Here is an 18,048-nt window from a genome sequence, read left to right as displayed (position 1 = left end):
AAGAACTGACTGTTATGAAATAACCAAAGCAATATATATACCAACTTTTAAAACAAAGCGGTCTATCAATACTTTTACAGGTTACTCGTAGGTAAACTTGCAATATACAAGCCAAAAAATAGAGTAAATTGGAATGTCACTCTGACTTAAAGATATAGCTTAAGCAGGAAAAAGAAAACCCAGCACTTGGCTGGGTTTTGAATTTAAGCAGTAACGTCGCACCTTATACTGGTGCTATTCATTACTTTAATTTGTAGATGATGCCTGGATTACAGCGAACCATTTCAAAACGATCCGTTAAGCCTGTTAACGATTCAGACGCACCCAATAGTAGGTAACCACCAGGGTTGAGGCTGTTTGCCATCTGGTTAAGTACCTTTGACTTCATATCAGGTGAGAAGTAAATCAGCACGTTACGACAGAAAATGATGTCGAACTTGCCTAACAATGCATAGCTGTCCATCAAGTTTTGAGGACGGAAGTTCACCATGCGCTTCACGTTGTCTTTCACTTTCATACGACCATCACCCGCATCTTCAAAGAAGGTACGACGACGCTCAGGAGAAAGTCCGCGTCCCAAAGCTAGGTTGTCGTACGCGCCCGTGCGGCACATATCCAACATACTTGCTGAGATGTCAGTTGCGGTAATCGATACATTTGGCAGCATACCCGGCTTACGAGCTTGAGTTTCAAGAATCGTCATTGCCATTGAGTATGCTTCTTGGCCTGAAGAGCTTGCGGCAGACCAAATCTTAATAGGACGTTTATTTGCCGCTATTTCCGGTAGAAGCTTATCCGCAAGCACAGCAAACGGGTAAGTATCACGGAACCAAAGTGTCTCGTTCGTCGTCATGGCATCGACAGCAGCCACACGCAGCTCACGGTTTCGACCTGTTACTACATCTCTCAACAAATCAGATAACGAAGCTAACTTAAACTTCGTTACTAATGGGCTTAAACGACTGCGCACTAAATACTGCTTGCTGTCACCTAATACAATGCCACATTGAGATTCTAAGAAACGGCTGAAATCGCGATACTCTTGATCACTTATTGTTATAGCAGTCATTAATGTCTCTTTTAGTTAGTTAACGCAGCTTTTACCGCTGCACCAAGCTCATCAGGGTTGAATTTCGCGATGAAGGAGTTAGCTCCTACGCGTTCAACCATGGCTTGGTTAAATACACCACTCAATGATGAGTGTAAAATTACGTATAAATCTTTAAGTTCGGCGTGACGACGAATCTCAGCAGTTAGCGTGTATCCATCCATCTCTGGCATTTCGATATCTGAAATCACCAACGAAATCTGGTCGTAAATACTGCCTTCTGATGACATCTGCACCAGCTTCTCATAGGCCTCTTTACCATCTTTCACTGAGATAACTTCAAAGCCAATTGACTCAATAGCACGTTGGACCTGCTTACGAGCAACGGTCGAGTCATCAGCGATCAAAATGCGACGAACCAGTTCTTTCTCTTGTTCTACTTTCGCAATGTCTTCAGCGATCTTGCTGTCCATTGTTTCATCAACAGGAGAAATTTCTGCAAGGATCTTCTCAACATCGAGAATTTCTACCAATTCATTGTCAATGTTGGTTACCGCTGTCAGGTAGTTAGCTCTACCTGCGCCATCCGGCGGCGGAAGAATCGATTCCCAGTGCATGTTAATAATGCGCTCTACTGAACTTACCAAGAAACCTTGAATGGTTCGGTTAAACTCAGAGATAACCACAAAACACTTTTCAACATCCGTTGTAGGACGGCCACCAATCGCTAAGCTCAAGTCGATCACAGAGATCGTTTGGCCACGAATGTGTGCGACACCTTTAACCAGTGGGTTCAAGTTTGGCATCTTCGTCAGCTTAGGGCATTGAAGCACTTCTTTTACTTTAAAGACATTAATGCCGTAACGCTGACGCCCCATTAGGCGAAAGGTTAGTAATTCTAATCGGTTTTGACCGACGAGTTGCGTACGCTGATTCACCGAATCAAGAATACCCGTCATGAGCTCATCTCCATATCAAACTTTTTTGGATAAAAAGTGTTAGTCTACTGCAGGCTACGAACCACTAGAGAAACGGAATGATGTATTATAAAACAAATCTGCCGCTTTTTTCCATAGCAATGTGTAGAGCTACTTTTAAAACTGTCGCTAAGTTTATCGGCATTTTATCAATATTGTTTAGTTTTTTTGTACAAGCTGCGACCCCAGAACAAATTGAGATGATTCAGTCTGCAGCAGAACAACATATCCTTGATACGGTAGAGCAGCCACAAGGCGGCGAACTCTTTGTTAATTCAGCAAATGTTGATTCAAGAATCAAAGCGACAGACTGCCCAATTCCTTTAGAGACCAGCGCCTCAACCACCACCAATACCCGCAGCAGTATTACGGTTTTAGTGCAATGTGTTCCTGATGAGTGGCGCGTTTATGTACCCGTGCGTCTTTCGATGTCGGTGCCCCTTGTCACCACCACTCGTTCACTCGCGAGAGGCGAAATCGTCGGTCAATACGATGTCACCACCGCTATGATTTCTCTTAACAAGTTTCGTCGCCAAGGTTTCACAGCCCCACAACAAGTCATCGGCGCTAAGGTAAAAAAGAACCTAAGACCGGGCGATGTTGTAGAAAGAGGTGATATCTGTGTCGTCTGCCGAAACGAGAAGGTTATCATACAGGCAGTAAAAGGTGGCATGACCATTACCACCAAAGGGACTGCGCTTACCGATGGCTCTATGGGTGATCAAGTAAGAGTGAAAAATGACAAATCACAGCGTATAATTGAAGGAATTGTTACCAGCATGTCTGAAGTCACAGTTTACTTTTAACTCTTTACTTCTAAATTGACGGTATCGTTAGCGATTTCACTCTCTAATCTAACGCCAAATATGACGGCGGCGGTGTTTTGTCGCTTTTCGACTATTGAGCTAAAAATTGCTAAAGTATTCGAACCCTTGGTCGATATTGACTGTACAGGTTCCCATTTTTGAAGAAAAAGGCTTAACTATGGCAGGCATTGATAATATTCGTTCAGGGCAAACCCTAACGACCACTAACCGATCAGCAGTACGCTCTGATTCTAGTTCTGAGGCATCACGTTCTGATGTATCAACTAAATCACCAGCAAGCAAAGATGCGGTTTCACTTAGCCAACAAGGCAAAGCGATTGGTCAGCTCCACCAAGATATGGCAGCACAACCAAGCTTTGATTCTGTGAAAGTAGCAGCGATCAAAGAAGCGATTGCGAACGGTTCATACACTGTTGATCCAGAAAAACTGGCAGACAACATGATCAAGTTCGAAGATGAATTAAAAGGTCTTTAAGCCAACACTCACTTTTGATTGAAGTGATTGTCTTAAAGCATACGAGGTTATGAATAGGTTTACGTTATGGCGGCACTAGCAGATTTAGTTAATTTTCAACTTCAAAATGCCAAAGCCTTATCTGAATTATTAAGTTCAGAGAAAACCGCTATTACGAGCCGACAATCAAACGATATTGAGCGAATCGCCAAAGAAAAAGTAGTCCTTGTTGAACAATTAAGATCAACCGATCAGCGAATCGCAACCCATACCAATATCTCAGAACTGACCGAGAATCCTGAACTTGCTCAGTTAGTCACAAAGATCCAGTCGATAGTGCACGATTGCCAGCAAGCGAACCTTGTTAATGGCGAAGCCTTGAATCGAGCACACCTTAGCTTCAAAAAACTTAGCAATATGATGCAGCAAAGCCACGGTAAAATTGGCATGACCTACAATGCCGGTGGTCAAACGCATACTATTTCCACGCTGGGAACCAACGTAAAAGCCTAGTTAAGCTACCTCTTCAACAACACTCCTACTTAAGTCTGTATCCGTATCTGTATCTGTATCTGTATCTGTATCTGTATCTGTATCTGTATCTGTATCTGTATCTGTATCTGTATCTGTATCTGTATCTGTATCTCAGGCTATTTCTGTCGTTGTCCTTTATCAAAATTTCTAATCAGCCTTTGAACACCCTGACAAAATCGATAAACAAAAAAGCGGCAAGTATTTTCATACTTGCCGCTTTTACATCCATATTAGTTATTGGTTGCCGATATGCCATCTGGAAAGCGAGTAGCAACCAATATCACTGAATATTCAATTCGAACACCGAAATTAGAACAGTGTTTGTTGTCTCTTCTCAGGTACTGCCTGAACTTCACCGTAGTTACGTAGCTGATCCATCTTGCGAATATCCAACTGAAGCTCTGTTACGTAGCTATCACCCACAGGGTAACTGCGCACCACTTCTGCGCCACGGATAACACCATCAACCGCACCTGACGTACGCTCTGTACCAAGCCGTTGATCTTCAAGTTCTGCTCGACCGCTTACTCGCATGCCGTAAACCTGTTCAGCAAGCTCACGATAAGCATCGATCTTAGAGGCTCTCATCGCGCGGATACGTCTCTCTTCGTCGTTACGACCTTTCTGCTCACTGATACTCGCATAGCCAACAGCCACTAAGAAATCATCAGGTCTCATGCTCTGCAATGGCTGACAGCCAACAAGCAATAAAGCGGCAACAACAAACATTAACTTCTTCATCTCGAACTCCTAAGGGCGAAGAATAACAGTATAAGGCTGACTGATCGTTGGATCGGAACGAATGATCACGCCATCTTGAGTTCGAATACTGTTGAGAGTATCTAGGTCACGGCCAATACGGTCTGCAGGTAAGAAGCCTTGTGCCGTCGCCACTACAATTCGAGTTTGCATGCCAACAACGCGAGCATTTACTAGTACACCGCCTTCTTGGCGAAGCATGGTGCCTGTCAGTACATACTGTACGTCTTGCTCTTGAGCTAAGTCTTTCCAATCGCGGCTCAACGCAAAGTCACCTTGGTGAGTCACTTGGATAGAGCCAGTAGTTTTAAAATCAACCACCTTGAAGCCACGACGCTGAAACTGATGAATGAAGCCTTCTGATACCGAGTTGCCTAGCCAGTTCGTTGTGTCCATGTGCTGCAGGTCCACAAACGAAGTAATTGCTATTGGCGTTCTCGCTGAAATACTTGTATTCGAAATGATCAAATCTTCAGTCATACTTTCCACAAAAAAATCCATGGTATGGCGAGGGCTGTCCATCAACATAAACTGACTGCCTGAATATTCAGACTTGCCGTTATAGATCGGCGAATAAGCGCATGATGTCAGTAACATGACACTCATTACTACGAGCCATTTTTTCATTCTCTAATCTCCAGATAGTTTTAGTGCCACCTGTTCCAATATGTTCTCACCATTATTCTTTTCAATGGATTACAATGTTGGAACAGTCTTTGCTTTTCATTAATGGTTCAGATTAAGAAAAACGCACTTAAGTCAGCTTCAAGCTTATAGTTATTTGTTAAGCAATATTTATACCCAACTGGTAACGAATAGATGAAAAAAATAATTTCTTACTTATTTTCAATAAGTTCACTGATAACCATAAGCTTCAGTGCTCATGCCTCTTGGTATGAGGTTACCGGTACAGCAGCCATCGTATCGTCAGAGGAAACGGCAAGGGTCCATGCTCTGGAAGACGCGGTATATAAAGCGATCCAGTTCTCAGGAGCCGACATTGGTAGCATTGCCAACCTCACGCCCTACCTCGACGCAAACAAAAAAGAGTTTCAATTTACCAATCATGAAGTGCGCTACATCTTGGTAGAAAAAGAGAAAAAACGCAGTGGCAATATAATGATCACCGCAAGGATCGATATCTATCCTTCGGCAAATGCTTGCCATGAGAGCCAATATAAGAAGACATTTTTGGTCGGCAACATCGATGTGACTTCCCCACAGCAAGCTGTAATGGGCAGAATCTATAACATCGGTGATGATTTTGGTCATGTCGTAGATCGACAGCTGGCGCAAGAGTCTCGCAGCTTTGTTTCCGTTGGCACGACCAATTACGACATCGACAAACGTCGACCTGAAGTGATCAAGATGATCGCCCAAGACACTGGCGCACAATACATCATTGGTGGCGACATTACCGATTTAACCGCGACCATCGAGTCCAAACTGTTGAAAGACGACATCATCAATCGCCAGTTTGCGTTAGAGATGCAAGTCTTCGATGGTAAAACAGGACATCAGGTTTACAACCGTAGCTATCGTGAAGTGGCAAAGTGGCCATTTGCTAAGACCAGTGAAGTCGACACCCGCAGTGCCCGTTTCTGGGCATCAACCTACGGCAGCATGATGCTGCGTGTTAGCCGTAATATTATGTTGGACTTAGAATCGGAAGTGTCATGTAAGATCACCCTTCCAGAGGTTGCAGCGGTATTTGGTAACACTGTGACCATTGATTTAGGTCGAATGCATGGCGTACAACAAGGTGACAAGTTGCAACTGTGGCACACAGGTTCGTTTATCGACCAACGCGGTTTGCCACGCAACAAGGTTTCTCAAAGCGACATCACCCTAACGGTTTCTCGCGTTTACGAAAACGAAGCGGAACTCACGATTGATCAGCCAAGCCTTGCGGGAAGCATTCAAATTGGTGATGTGATGCAGAAAATCATGTAGTTAGAGACACTCTCGTCTCAGAGTTTCTAATAAAGCCTTAGCAAAGATGCTAAGGCTTTATTTTTTTCATGGGTATTAGTTTCGGTTTTGCAGTATTTGGCGTAATCTTATTAATAACATAATCATCACTTAGCAAACTATGAGTCAGAATAATCTAATTGGTGCTACCGGTTACCGCTTTATCTCGAAAGGTAAAACCGCTTTTAAGATCCACATCCATACTCCCGAAGATACGGTGCTGCATCGGTCGGTCGGTTTTGTTCGTATGGGTGAAGACAAAGCACTAAAGAAAACCATTAAATTAAGAGATGAACTGGGCAGACAGCTTTGGGGTAAATTTTGGCCCAAAGTCCTCAAAGAGCCCTACCTAATGACGCGCCTGCCTCATAGTTTAGAACCCAAAATTGTATTCAAGCCAAATCCAACTCAGAGTGATCCTGAGCACCGCGACGAGTGCTACATCGCTAAGTGGCGCGTCTTCTCTGAGAATGGTGACTACAAGTACAAAACCAAGGTATGTTCAATCAGAAAGCACGGCCGACTTGCAGCTTATAGCCAAACCAAACGTGCGCTGCTTGATGCTCACAAAGACGTAATTGATCTACTTATATTTATGGGACGATTGAACAGCATCGACTTAAAATAGGCTTAAATCCGATTAAGCTGACCACCCATATTTTTCAGATACAAAAACAGCCGCACATTGCGGCTGTTTTTAATTTATGACGATCCATCGTGACAATTTAGAGTATTGCTACATACAAAATCGATTACCTAGTTTCGGCATATCTCAGCCAGTGTCGCCAATCGGCGCTTAGACTCTTTCACATAAGGGTTGGCTTGATCCCATGCGTAACCCGCCAGAATTGAGCACACCATCTGCTTAATCTTTGGATTTGGATCTTGATAGAAAATCACATCCTGCAAAGTACCTGAGTACCACCCCTCAACATACGTTCTAAAGGTGTTTACACCAACCATCAACGGAGCGGCATAATCGCGTTCCCAATCTACCTTCTCACCGTTAAGTTGCTTTTCGACACACTCAACCGCAAACTGTGCCGACTTCATCGCAATCGTCACGCCTGACGAGAACACCGGGTCAAGGAACTCGCCGGCATTACCAAGCAACGCGTACTTATCCGTCGCCAAATGTTTTACATTGGCAGAATAGCCACCAATTTCACCCGCAGGGTTTGGATACTCGGCGCTTGCCAGTATCTCAGCCAAGCCCGGCTCTTCCGCTGCCAGCTGTTTAATTGCAGCAATCTTGTCTTCTGGATAGGACTCAAAGAACTTAGGCTCTCCTACCACACCAAACGAAGAGACACCGTTACTAAACGGGATCAACCAATACCAAACATCAGGGTTGGTTGGATGCACAGAGATAAGAATTTTATTTCGGTCATATTCAAGATCGGTATCCACCTCTGCAATATGATCGTTAATGTGCGTAAAAATAGCTTTGCGTGGAGGAAGCGATGACGGCTCTTCCAAGTTAAGCATTTTTGGTAGCACTCGACCAAAACCACTGCCATCCAGAACGTATTGAGCTTCTATCTGATAACGCTCTCCACCCAGCACTTGTACATCTAAAATGGTGCTGTCGTCGGTGAAATTAATGCCCATTAACTCATGTTGGTAATCAATGCAGACACCCTGCGCCTCAGCCGTATCTGCCAAAACCTTATCAAAGGCACCTCGCTGAACCTGAAACGTGGTTCCCGGGCCAGAAGAGAACTTGTCTTCAAAATTGAACGCCGTATAAACACCATTTTTGCGAAAGGCAGCGCCATCTTTGTATTGGAAGTTAGCGTTGATCACTGCGTCAGTCATCCCAGCCTGTTCAATCATTTCCATACAAGCTGGTAATAGGCTTTCACCAATAGAAAAGCGAGGGAATACGCTCTTTTCAATCACTCGAACATCGATGCCTTTTTTATGAAGTAAAGACGCAGCAATAGACCCTGATGGCCCAGCTCCGATGATCACCACTTGAGTTGATAGTTTTTTCATTATTTAAGCCATGTTTGTTATTTTTATTGCGCGCCAGCTTTCAATTCTAGAAGCGTGTGACCAAGACCGATATCGTCGGTACGCGTTACCACTTCAAAGCCCGCTTCTTCAACAATCTCTAAGAAATCTTCACTGCGGTAAAAACGACTGTTGCCATTGGCCAAGCAGGTAAAGTAGAGAGACGTCGCGTTTAAGCTATAAGAAGCCGCATCGTATTTCTGTGAATCCCAAAACAGTTCAAGGATATAGACAGTCGCATCTTCTGACATATGAGAGCGAACGCGCTTTAATATGCTCAGAATCTCCATTGGCGAGAAACAATCAAGGAACTGACTCATCCACCAAACATCCGCGCCCGTTGGCAGAGTTTGCTGTTTATCGAGCATATTCGCTGGGAATGGCGTGACTCGCTCTTGATGACCATGCTTCGCCGCGTTTGCCATTGCCATTTCTAGCTGCTGTGGCAAATCAACAATCGTCACCTTAACGTCCGCATCATGGTTGCAGCATTGCATCGCCCACTTACCCGTGTTGCCGCCGATATCCACCAGCGACTTAGGTTTCTTGCTGAAGACTTTTTCAAGTAGCACAGGGAACGAGCGATCCGAATAGAAGTGATCAAACTTGAACCAACTCTCTTTTGCTTTTTCTGGCAATTGAGACAAGCCTTGGTAAATGGTTTCCCAATCACCCAACTCTTTCAAGCCTGCAGGTGTGCCTTCTTCAATCGCTTCTGTTAGATGCATCATCGCGGCATAACAAACATCGGCTGTGAAATCCATGTTTGCGTTAGTCATACCATCATGCAGAAGGTAGAAACCAAGGTTAGCCATTTTGTAGTTAGGCTTTTCCCAAGTCACAATATGAGCACTTAACGCCATATCGAGCAGGACTTTCACGCCGTACTCAGAGACACCGGTCGATTCAGAGATAGACTCTGCTGATAAACCCTCGTTGCCCGCGTCATCTAACGCTTTCAAAATGCCTAAATCACGAAGTGTACGAGCAGTATGAAAAACAATCGGAGCGAAAGACAATTTCTGCGCTTCTGTTTTTGCTTCTAATGCGTTGAATGGATCTAATTTATATTCCGACACGAAAAACCTAACTTTAAATAATAGAGAGTTACTCAGCTGCCATTTGCGCAAGCTTACGTTTAATATCAACGTTTAAGTTATTAACCCAACGGTTGTAATTACGGTGTATTTCACCATCGTCGTACTTCAAATTCTCTGACTCAACGTAAAGAATAGAGTAAAACTTATCACTATAAGGAATTTCAACCACAGCGTGGTGCGAACGAACATACAATTCAGCGCGGATCAAACCAGGCTTTATTTCTGAAACCAACCAGCCTCGATTTTCAGCAGATTCAGAAATAGCTGATTTAACCTGTTTACTTTGAAGATTCAGTGCAACTGGAGTATCCTCAACATTCATTACAGGTTGGACGCGTCCACATCCTGCAAGAACGAATATGAATAACATTGAAACTGCTATTTTTAGTAATTTCATTTAAATTCCTTATCTGTGTTTATTTATAAGCGCGCATAGTATTTAGTTAGACTCAAAGCAAATCAATACTCTATGTCAAATCAATCCCAATTAATGTCGTTTAATATTGAGAAATGGTCTGCAAATTCAGCGGGGCTCAATTCTATTGCTGAATGGCAAGCGTGGAGCACTAATTTAGATTGGCCACAAGATGGCTCAACTGAATTTAAAGCTATTCCTCCAATGATGCGCCGCCGAATGAGTGTGCAAAGCAAACTTGCTGTCCAAACCGCGTTAACCCTATTAAAAGACACCTCGATTGATTATCTGGTCTTTGCTAGCCGACATGGTGAGTTGCATCGAACCGCCACTTTGATTCAGTCGATATTAGAAGGTGACGATGCCTCACCAATGGCGTTCTCGCAGTCGGTACATAATACCGCAGCCGGTCTAACCACCATTGCCGCCAAAGCACCGATTCCACTGACTTCAATAGCCGCAGGGCAAGATACTTTCCATAACGCTCTGATCGAAGCTTATCTTTACCTTCATCAATATCCGTCGCATCGAGTGTTAGTTATCGATTTCGACCAACCTCTGCCCGAGCTCTACCAAGAGTACGAAACACAGAACTTTGCTGATTATGCGCTGGGCTTAGTGCTCACCGCTGGCAGTGAATACTCTATTACTAGGACAGTAGAGACCAACCAAGCATCTTCCGTGTTACCACAAGGGTTACAAACGCTCCAACATATCTTATTAGGTACAAATAAGTGGGCTATTGCTGGCAAGCACCAAACTTGGTCTTGGGTAAATAACACCGAGACAGGTACAGCGTAATGAGCAGAGTAGACCAGTATTGGCGAGTATTCGCGACAGGCCTCTGCTTTACCATCTTTGGTTTGGGTGGCTTAGTATTGAGCTTCTTAATCTTACCGACTATCGCGCTAACCACTCCCAATACCATTAAAAGAGAGCTTAAAGCACAGCGATTAATCCGTTTCTCATTCAATGCGTTTTGCCAGATCATGAAGTTCACCGGAGCAATCGATTACCGAATTGATGGTGCAGAACTACTGCGTAACGACCGTAACTGCATTATCGTCGCAAACCACCCAAGTTTGATTGACTATGTGCTGATCGCCTCCCAACTTCCTCAATGTGATTGCCTCGTCAAAGCGGCCATTTGGGAAAACCCTTTTATGAAAAGGATTGTCAAAGCGGCAGGTTATATACCGAACCAAGCTCCTGACGATCTTTTAGAGCGCTGTGAAGAACGCTTCTCACGTGGCAATGTCCTGCTGATTTTTCCCGAAGGAACTCGCACAACGCCAGGAATTGAACCATCCTTACAGCGTGGGGCGGCACAAATCGCGACTCGAACACAAACCGATTTACGCGTGATTCATATTACGGTTTCTCCGACATTCTTAACGAAAGAGAAAAAATGGTATCAAGTTCCTGCGTCGAAGCCCTTTTTTCATGTCGCGGTGAAAGGTAAAATAGAAGTCGAACCATTTATTGAAGGCTCAAATAATTTAACTTCGGCAGCAAGGCGCCTTAATCATCATCTTGCACAAACAATTTTCCCTTCCGAAGAAAACATTTAGCGTATCAATAACATAACAGGCGATATCGGCATTTCGAAAATACCTCATATAATGTAGAATCGCCCCCTTAAAGCAGCATTCAGATAAAGCATTAAGTAGGCCAAAGTGGAAACATTACACAACGAACTGAAACAACTGATCATCGACGCATTGAACCTTGAAGACATGAGCATTGATGAGATTGAAACGGAAGCTCCACTATTTGGTGATGGACTTGGACTGGACTCTATCGATGCCCTTGAGCTTGGCCTTGCTATCAAGAAAAAGTACAACATTGTTATCGATGCAGATGATTCAAACACTCGACAGCACTTTGCGTCAGTTGAAAATCTAGCGAACTACATCTCTTCTCAAACGAATAACTAGACAGATCTTTATGACACAAGCTAACCAACAAGAAGTATACAACCAGGTTAAAGATGCGCTTATTGAGCTGTTCGAGCTTGATGCTGAAGATATCACCCCTGAAGCTCATCTCTATCTTGATCTAGACCTAGACAGCATTGATGCCGTTGATTTGGTCGTTCACCTACAGAACGTCACAGGTAAGAAGATAAAACCTGAAGAGTTCAAAGCAGTGCGCACCGTTAATGACGTTGTCGAATCTGTGGTTGAACTATTGAAGGACGCCTAATGCGTCCTCTGCTGACTTTACTGTCGGCAATTATACTTTTCACTTATCCAATAGCGGTTTACTTTGGACTCAACAAGTTTGGCTTACAAACCGTTGGTATTGCCTTAGCCGCTATCTTTGCTGTACGCATTTTCACCGGCGGTCAGGCTAAAATCAAAGAGCTAAAACACCTAGCTTGGATCAGTGGAAGTGCCGGTATTGTTCTGCTGGCTTTAGGCTTAGCCTTTAAGCAACACGGCTGGCTAACCTATTATCCCGTTATCGTTAATGTTTGTATGCTGGTTGTATTCGCTTCGAGCCTATGGCAACCACAAACGATTATCGAACGTCTTGCTCGCCTTCAAGAGCCTGAACTTCCGCAAAGTGGCGTTGATTACACACGAAAAGTCACCAAAATGTGGTGCTTGTTCTTTGTTATCAATGGCTCTATTGCCCTTTACACCTGCTTCCAACCGCTAGAAGTATGGACCCTATACAATGGCTTACTCAGCTATCTGTTTGCAGGGTTACTCTTTGCAGGAGAGTGGGTAGTAAGACAGCGCATTCGTCAGAGTTAAATTGTTATGACCCAAACCGTATCTTACACCTCGTTGTCTGAGCTTCTCAGCCAGGACAGAGCCCCTGAATCTATTGTCTGCTTTGACGACAATAGCGAGATTACGTGGCAAACATTTAACGACGACTTATCTCAACTCGTACAATTTTTGTCTTTATCCCCTTTTCAACGAATCGCGATTTGTACCCAAGACAGCTACCTATTTGCGGTGGCCTTTTTGGCATGTGCAGCAGCCAACAAACACATCATCTTACCGGGCAACTACCAGCCATGTGCGCTTGCTGAGTTAAGTAAGCAGTTTGATTGCCTGCTAGTTGATAACTCGATTGGCGAAGTTGAGGTGAGTGACGTTCGTAATATCCAAACCTTATTGGATTCAAACACTGAAGCACAAAAACCTCTAACCGAGAATCTTACGACCATTGATTTGGCAACAGTCCCATTAACTCTGTTCACTTCAGGTTCAAGTGGCACGCCAAAAGCGATAGATAAAACGTTAGAACACCTAGATATTGAAACGGCTCAGTTACACAAGAACTGGGATGCTTTACTCAAGGGAAACCGAATCCAAAGCACCGTTTCCCACCAACACATCTATGGCCTGCTGTTTAGAATCTTATGGCCGCTCTGTTCTGGTGTGCCATTTGCTCGAAACAACCTTGAGTACCCAGAACAAATTCTGTCTCATGCCAATAAAAACTGTGTTCTGATCAGCAGCCCTGCGCTACTCAAGCGATTAAAGCATGAGACCAACAAGGTACAACTTGCAGGAATCTTCTCTTCAGGTGGCCCATTGCCTACCGAGTCGGCTCACCAGTCACGAGATCTACTAGGACATTTACCTATCGAGGTATTTGGCAGCACAGAGACCGGTGGCATCGCCTTTCGCCAACAAGAGAGCGCTCAAACCCCTTGGCAACTTTTTGACTGTATTGAGGCTAGTCTCAACAGTGAGAATTGCATTAAGTTATTGTCGCCCTACATCGATAAGAATAGCTGGTATCAAACCGCTGATGAATGCGAAATGGTCTCGGATAATCAATTCATATTGAAAGGCCGAACCGACCGCGTGATCAAGATAGAAGAAAAACGAGTATCACTGGTTGAAGTGGAGAAACGACTTGAGCAACTGCCTTGGATAAGCGAATGCGTGGTGATTCCATTTGAGGAGCCTGAGCGATTAATCTTAGCCTCTGTTTTGGTATTATCAGATGAAGGCCAAGCCGCTCTATCGACCATGAGCAAAGGCAAATTCTGGTTGATGCTGCGTACAGAGCTCAGAAAGTGGTTAGAGCCAATCGCTATCCCACGAAAGTATCGTATTGTTGATGAGATTCCTCTCAACAGCCAAGGCAAGCGATTAACGTCTCACATAGAACAGCTAATAAAATCATAGAAACCGCTGATCGTATTTTACACTGAGATTATCTTTTTATATTTTTGTCAAAGAACCAATATTTGCCCAAGGATTCTAAGCACGCCCTATGGATAAAAGAAAACCAAACATCATTGCTGTAGACACGGTAGAAAATGAATCGACCCTGACACTTCATGTTAGCGGAGATATCACCGATTTTAAGGGGCACTTCAAGAGCTTCCCTATTCTACCTGGCGTCACGCAAATTGATTGGGCACTTCACTACGCAATCCAAGAGTTAGGCGTTCCTGGTTTCTTTAAAGGAATGGAAGTCATCAAGTTCCAAGAGCCTATCCTGCCTGATGCTACAATCCAGCTATCACTCAAATGGGATGCTGACAAAGACAAGCTGAGCTTCAGTTACACCTCAAACAACGGTGAACAGACCCACTCTTCAGGCAAAATGAAGCTGGGAGAGAAAAGTGAATAGCACTCCCGTCGAGGCTACTTCTCAACACCACACAAAAGAAAGCAGCTACAAGGCTTGCTTCCTTATCCCGTGCTTTAACCATGGCGCAACCATGCCGGCTGTGGTGTCGTCACTCCATCATTTTGAGTTACCGATCATCATCGTTGACGATGGCAGTGAACTCACAACAAAACAGTTTCTGTCTCCCCTAGCAGAGAATTCAAACGTAACCTTGGTGACGCTTGAACAGAACCAAGGTAAAGGCGGCGCAGTAAAAGCCGGAATCAAAAAAGCGCAGCGACTAGGCTTTAGCCACGCTATTCAGATAGATGCTGATGGGCAACACGACCTGGAAGCCTTGCCAATATTGATTGAGGCCTCACAAGCTAAGCCACAACGTCTGATATCAGGCCAGCCTATCTACGACGACAGCGTACCCAAAGCAAGGCTCTATGGGCGCTACGCGACACATATCTGGGTATGGATAGAAACCCTTTCTTTATCAATTAAAGACAGCATGTGTGGCTTTAGAGCGTATCCTATCAACCAAACTCAAACTGTGTTGAATAAGTACGATGTTGGTTCGAGAATGGACTTCGATATCGAGATTTTGGTTCGCCTGTATTGGGAAGGTTGCGACATAGACTTCGTTGAAACGCGCGTTATCTATCCTGAGAACGGCATCTCTCATTTCGATGCGTTGTGGGATAACGTCAAAATCAGTTGGATGCATACACGTCTATTCTTCGGCATGCTACCAAGAGCACCAAAACTGATTGCTCGCCATTTCAAATCCGATTCAGCTGATAATAACCCAAATTTATCGACTGATTCAGAGCCTCAAGCTTCTGAACAACCACACTGGTCCCGCACTCAAGAACGCGGCACAGTATTAGGCATTAAGCTGTTATTAGCCATTTATACCTTGTTAGGTCGCGGTGTGTTCAACCTCATTCTGCGTGGTGTGATGCGTTACTACCACTTGACGGGCCAGCGTGCGCGAAACGCTTCCGAACAATATCTATTCCAATTAAAAGCCTATGCGGAACAGCAAAATATTGAGCTCCCCGGAGAACTAACCAGTTACAAACATCTGCTTTCATTTGGCCATACGATGCTCGACAAGCTCGCGGCATGGAAAGGTGATTTCTCGGCAGATAACCTGACTATTCATGGCCAAGACCAGTTCGAGAGCATGGTGGCAAATAAGCAAGGTGTGCTAATCCTTGGATCTCACCTTGGCAATATTGAGCTGTGCCGAGCTTTGGGTCGCAGACACTCGAACATTAAAATCAACGCTCTGGTTTTCACTGAGCACGCTGAACGTTTTAATTCAGTAATGAAAGCAGTTAACCCGCAGTCTGATTTAAACCTGATTCAAGTGACATCAATGGGGCCAGATACGGCTATCTTATTACAACAGAAGTTGGAGCAAGGAGAATGGATCGTAATTGTTGGCGATAGAACTTCCACCAGCAAAGAGAGCCGCTCAGTATGGGCTGAGTTCTTAGGTAAGGAAGCTCCATTCCCTCAAGGTCCATTTATGTTAGCCTCTGTGCTAAAAGCACCCGTATTTTTACTGTTTGGCCTACGTGACGACTCACAATCTAAGCCGCATTTTAATGTTTATTTCGAGCATTTTAGCGACAAAATCGAGCTACCAAGAAAGACTCGCGAACAATCTTTACAGCAAGTCGTGCAGAAATACGCAGACCGACTTCAGCACTACACACTGCAAGCACCGCTTCAGTGGTACAACTTTTTTAACTTTTGGACATTGAGCAACCAGCACCATGACGAAAAAGAATCCAAATAGCATCACTTTTGGTGCCGAACGCCTCACGATTGAGGATGTTGTCGCTATCTCACAGGGCGCAAAAGCCTCGATGAATTCAAGTAACGAGTTCACATCTAAGATCGACCGAGGTGTCGCTTTCTTAGAACGCCTATTGAAAGAAGAAGGTGTGATTTACGGTGTAACGACGGGTTACGGTGACTCATGTACGGTTGCGATTCCGCCAAACCTAGTTGACGAGCTACCACTGCATTTAACACGTTTTCACGGCTGTGGTTTAGGTGAAATATTGTCTCACGAACAAGCTCGTGCAGTCCTTGCAACTCGTCTTTGTTCGTTATCACAAGGTGTCTCTGGTGTGACTCACGATCTGCTCAATCAAATCGTTACCCTGATCAACCAAAATATTTCACCGCGTATTCCTCAAGAAGGATCGGTGGGTGCCAGTGGCGACTTAACACCTCTGTCTTACTTAGCTGCAGCCCTGATCGGCGAGCGCGATGTTATCTACAAGGGTGAAATTCGCCCAACCAGTGACGTCTACAAAGAGCTAGGCATTAGCCCTATCAAACTCAAGCCAAAAGAAGGCTTAGCATTGATGAATGGTACATCAGTGATGACGGCACTGGCTTGTATCGCCTACAAACGCGCAGAATATCTAGCTCAGCTATCAACTAAGATCACTGCAATGGTATCTGTCGGCATGCATGGCAACGACTTCCACTTCGATGAAGCGCTATTTGCTGTTAAACCACATCCAGGCCAGCAGCAAGTTGCAGCATGGCTGCGTGATGATCTGCAAGCGGATCGCCCGCCACGTAACAGTGATCGCCTCCAAGATCGTTACTCTCTGCGCTGTGCTCCACATGTTATCGGCGTGGTTCAAGACTCTCTGCCTTGGCTACGCCAAATGATCGAGAACGAGCTAAACAGTGCCAACGACAACCCAATTATCGATGGTGATAATGAGCGCGTACTGCACGGTGGACACTTCTACGGTGGACACATTGCAATGGCGATGGATACGTTAAAAACTGCAGTTGCGAACCTTGCTGATCTGCTTGACCGTCAAATGGCTCAGCTGATGGACTACAAGTTCAACAACGGTTTGCCATTCAACCTAACGGGTGCTGAAGGCGAACGTAAGCCAATCAACCACGGCTTTAAAGCAGTACAGATTGGCGTTTCAGCTTGGACAGCAGAAGCATTGAAACACACCATGCCAGCAAGCGTATTCTCTCGCTCAACTGAGTGTCACAACCAAGATAAAGTGAGTATGGGCACCATCGCAGCTCGTGACTGTTTACGCGTTCTAGAGCTAACCGAACAAGTGGCAGCAGCGTCACTACTGGCGGGGACACAAGCACTCGAACTTCGTAAGCGCCACAATGAGCTTGATGAGCACCACATGAGTGAGAACCTCAAGCACATTCGCGACGAAGTGCTTAAGGAGTTTGAATTTATCGTAGAAGATCGACCACTTGAAGGCGATCTACGCCACTTCATTGCTCGTATTCAAAGTCAGCACTGGTCACTTTACTCATAAAGTAGCTACCCCTTTACGC

21 protein-coding genes are annotated in these 18,048 nt (G+C 44.6%); 14 read left to right on the top strand and 7 right to left on the bottom strand.

Annotated elements, in window-relative coordinates; all coding sequences use genetic code 11:
• Window positions 1-241: 241 nt before the first annotated feature.
• Both OC193_RS04230 and OC193_RS04225 read right to left on the bottom strand, forming a co-directional pair.
• Window positions 242-1,069, bottom strand: a complete 828-nt coding sequence (locus tag OC193_RS04230) for a protein-glutamate O-methyltransferase (protein ID WP_004736174.1) — start codon at window positions 1,067-1,069, stop codon at window positions 242-244.
• 11 nt (window positions 1,070-1,080) lie between these two features.
• Window positions 1,081-2,007, bottom strand: coding sequence for a chemotaxis protein CheV (locus tag OC193_RS04225; protein WP_048609568.1), 927 nt, complete (start codon window positions 2,005-2,007; stop codon window positions 1,081-1,083).
• 77 nt (window positions 2,008-2,084) lie between these two features.
• Between OC193_RS04225 and flgA the strand changes: the two genes are divergently transcribed.
• The 3 genes from flgA (at window position 2,085) to OC193_RS04210 (ending at window position 3,819) form a co-directional block, all read left to right on the top strand.
• Entirely contained in the window at window positions 2,085-2,831 is a 747-nt protein-coding gene (gene flgA, locus OC193_RS04220) for a flagellar basal body P-ring formation chaperone FlgA (protein WP_048659809.1), read from the top strand.
• 178 nt (window positions 2,832-3,009) lie between these two features.
• Complete coding sequence (flgM, locus tag OC193_RS04215) at window positions 3,010-3,327, top strand: flagellar biosynthesis anti-sigma factor FlgM (protein WP_017062263.1); 318 nt, start codon at window positions 3,010-3,012, stop codon at window positions 3,325-3,327.
• 66 nt (window positions 3,328-3,393) lie between these two features.
• Window positions 3,394-3,819 (top strand): flagella synthesis protein FlgN, encoded by a 426-nt coding sequence (locus OC193_RS04210; RefSeq protein ID WP_017062264.1) that lies wholly within the window; start codon window positions 3,394-3,396, stop codon window positions 3,817-3,819.
• Window positions 3,820-4,149: 330 nt separating this feature from the next.
• Here the strand turns inward: OC193_RS04210 and flgP are convergent, their stop codons facing one another.
• The gene (flgP, locus tag OC193_RS04205) at window positions 4,150-4,581 is read right to left on the bottom strand and encodes a flagellar assembly lipoprotein FlgP (protein ID WP_016791311.1); all 432 of its coding nucleotides are present in this window, start codon (window positions 4,579-4,581) and stop codon (window positions 4,150-4,152) included.
• Window positions 4,582-4,590: 9 nt separating this feature from the next.
• A complete protein-coding gene (locus OC193_RS04200; protein ID WP_017064137.1) occupies window positions 4,591-5,226 on the bottom strand; it encodes a FlgO family outer membrane protein in 636 nt (211 codons plus the stop codon).
• A gap of 192 nt (window positions 5,227-5,418) precedes the next feature.
• On the opposite strand from OC193_RS04200, the gene OC193_RS04195 reads away from it, so the two are divergent.
• Window positions 5,419-6,552: a flagellar assembly protein FlgT gene (locus tag OC193_RS04195; protein WP_017062267.1), complete on the top strand. Its 1,134-nt coding sequence runs from the start codon at window positions 5,419-5,421 to the stop codon at window positions 6,550-6,552.
• A 139-nt stretch (window positions 6,553-6,691) separates the two neighbouring features.
• Window positions 6,692-7,198: a hypothetical protein gene (locus OC193_RS04190; RefSeq protein WP_017062268.1), complete on the top strand. Its 507-nt coding sequence runs from the start codon at window positions 6,692-6,694 to the stop codon at window positions 7,196-7,198.
• Between the two features lie 128 nt (window positions 7,199-7,326).
• Here the strand turns inward: OC193_RS04190 and OC193_RS04185 are convergent, their stop codons facing one another.
• From OC193_RS04185 to OC193_RS04175, 3 genes are read right to left on the bottom strand one after another with little or no spacing between them, the layout of a single operon-like run.
• Window positions 7,327-8,568 (bottom strand): NAD(P)/FAD-dependent oxidoreductase, encoded by a 1,242-nt coding sequence (locus tag OC193_RS04185; protein ID WP_048659807.1) that lies wholly within the window; start codon window positions 8,566-8,568, stop codon window positions 7,327-7,329.
• A gap of 23 nt (window positions 8,569-8,591) precedes the next feature.
• Window positions 8,592-9,665: a methyltransferase gene (locus tag OC193_RS04180; RefSeq protein ID WP_048661932.1), complete on the bottom strand. Its 1,074-nt coding sequence runs from the start codon at window positions 9,663-9,665 to the stop codon at window positions 8,592-8,594.
• 28 nt (window positions 9,666-9,693) lie between these two features.
• Window positions 9,694-10,083 carry a hypothetical protein gene (locus OC193_RS04175; RefSeq protein ID WP_017062271.1) on the bottom strand — a complete coding sequence of 130 codons (390 nt, stop codon included), beginning with the start codon at window positions 10,081-10,083 and terminating at the stop codon, window positions 9,694-9,696.
• 72 nt (window positions 10,084-10,155) lie between these two features.
• Here OC193_RS04175 and OC193_RS04170 point away from each other — a divergent pair, with 72 nt between their 5' ends.
• The 9 genes from OC193_RS04170 (at window position 10,156) to OC193_RS04130 (ending at window position 18,029) form a co-directional block, all read left to right on the top strand.
• Window positions 10,156-10,902 (top strand): beta-ketoacyl synthase chain length factor, encoded by a 747-nt coding sequence (locus OC193_RS04170; protein ID WP_184957408.1) that lies wholly within the window; start codon window positions 10,156-10,158, stop codon window positions 10,900-10,902.
• Window positions 10,902-11,672, top strand: coding sequence for a lysophospholipid acyltransferase family protein (locus tag OC193_RS04165; protein ID WP_048661930.1), 771 nt, complete (start codon window positions 10,902-10,904; stop codon window positions 11,670-11,672). Before OC193_RS04170 ends, OC193_RS04165 begins: the two co-directional genes overlap by 1 nt.
• Before the next feature lie 105 nt (window positions 11,673-11,777).
• A complete protein-coding gene (locus OC193_RS04160; protein WP_004736154.1) occupies window positions 11,778-12,038 on the top strand; it encodes a phosphopantetheine-binding protein in 261 nt (86 codons plus the stop codon).
• A gap of 10 nt (window positions 12,039-12,048) precedes the next feature.
• On the top strand, window positions 12,049-12,306 hold the full coding sequence (locus OC193_RS04155; protein WP_004739745.1) for an acyl carrier protein: 258 nt from the start codon (window positions 12,049-12,051) through the stop codon (window positions 12,304-12,306).
• On the top strand, window positions 12,306-12,863 hold the full coding sequence (locus OC193_RS04150; RefSeq protein ID WP_048661929.1) for a COG4648 family protein: 558 nt from the start codon (window positions 12,306-12,308) through the stop codon (window positions 12,861-12,863). Before OC193_RS04155 ends, OC193_RS04150 begins: the two co-directional genes overlap by 1 nt.
• 6 nt (window positions 12,864-12,869) lie before the next feature.
• Entirely contained in the window at window positions 12,870-14,258 is a 1,389-nt protein-coding gene (locus tag OC193_RS04145; RefSeq protein ID WP_048659802.1) for an AMP-binding protein, read from the top strand.
• Window positions 14,259-14,346: 88 nt separating this feature from the next.
• The gene (locus OC193_RS04140; RefSeq protein ID WP_048659801.1) at window positions 14,347-14,709 is read left to right on the top strand and encodes an ApeI family dehydratase; all 363 of its coding nucleotides are present in this window, start codon (window positions 14,347-14,349) and stop codon (window positions 14,707-14,709) included.
• Window positions 14,702-16,504 carry a glycosyltransferase family 2 protein gene (locus tag OC193_RS04135; protein ID WP_048661927.1) on the top strand — a complete coding sequence of 601 codons (1,803 nt, stop codon included), beginning with the start codon at window positions 14,702-14,704 and terminating at the stop codon, window positions 16,502-16,504. The genes OC193_RS04140 and OC193_RS04135 overlap by 8 nt, the downstream gene beginning before the upstream one ends.
• Window positions 16,482-18,029, top strand: a complete 1,548-nt coding sequence (locus OC193_RS04130; protein ID WP_048659799.1) for an HAL/PAL/TAL family ammonia-lyase — start codon at window positions 16,482-16,484, stop codon at window positions 18,027-18,029. The genes OC193_RS04135 and OC193_RS04130 overlap by 23 nt, the downstream gene beginning before the upstream one ends.
• Window positions 18,030-18,048 lie beyond the last annotated feature (19 nt).

The sequence above is a fragment of the Vibrio crassostreae genome, from assembly GCF_024347415.1.
Lineage (GTDB): Bacteria > Pseudomonadota > Gammaproteobacteria > Enterobacterales > Vibrionaceae > Vibrio > Vibrio crassostreae.
This window is presented reverse-complemented; position numbering and strand designations above follow the sequence as displayed.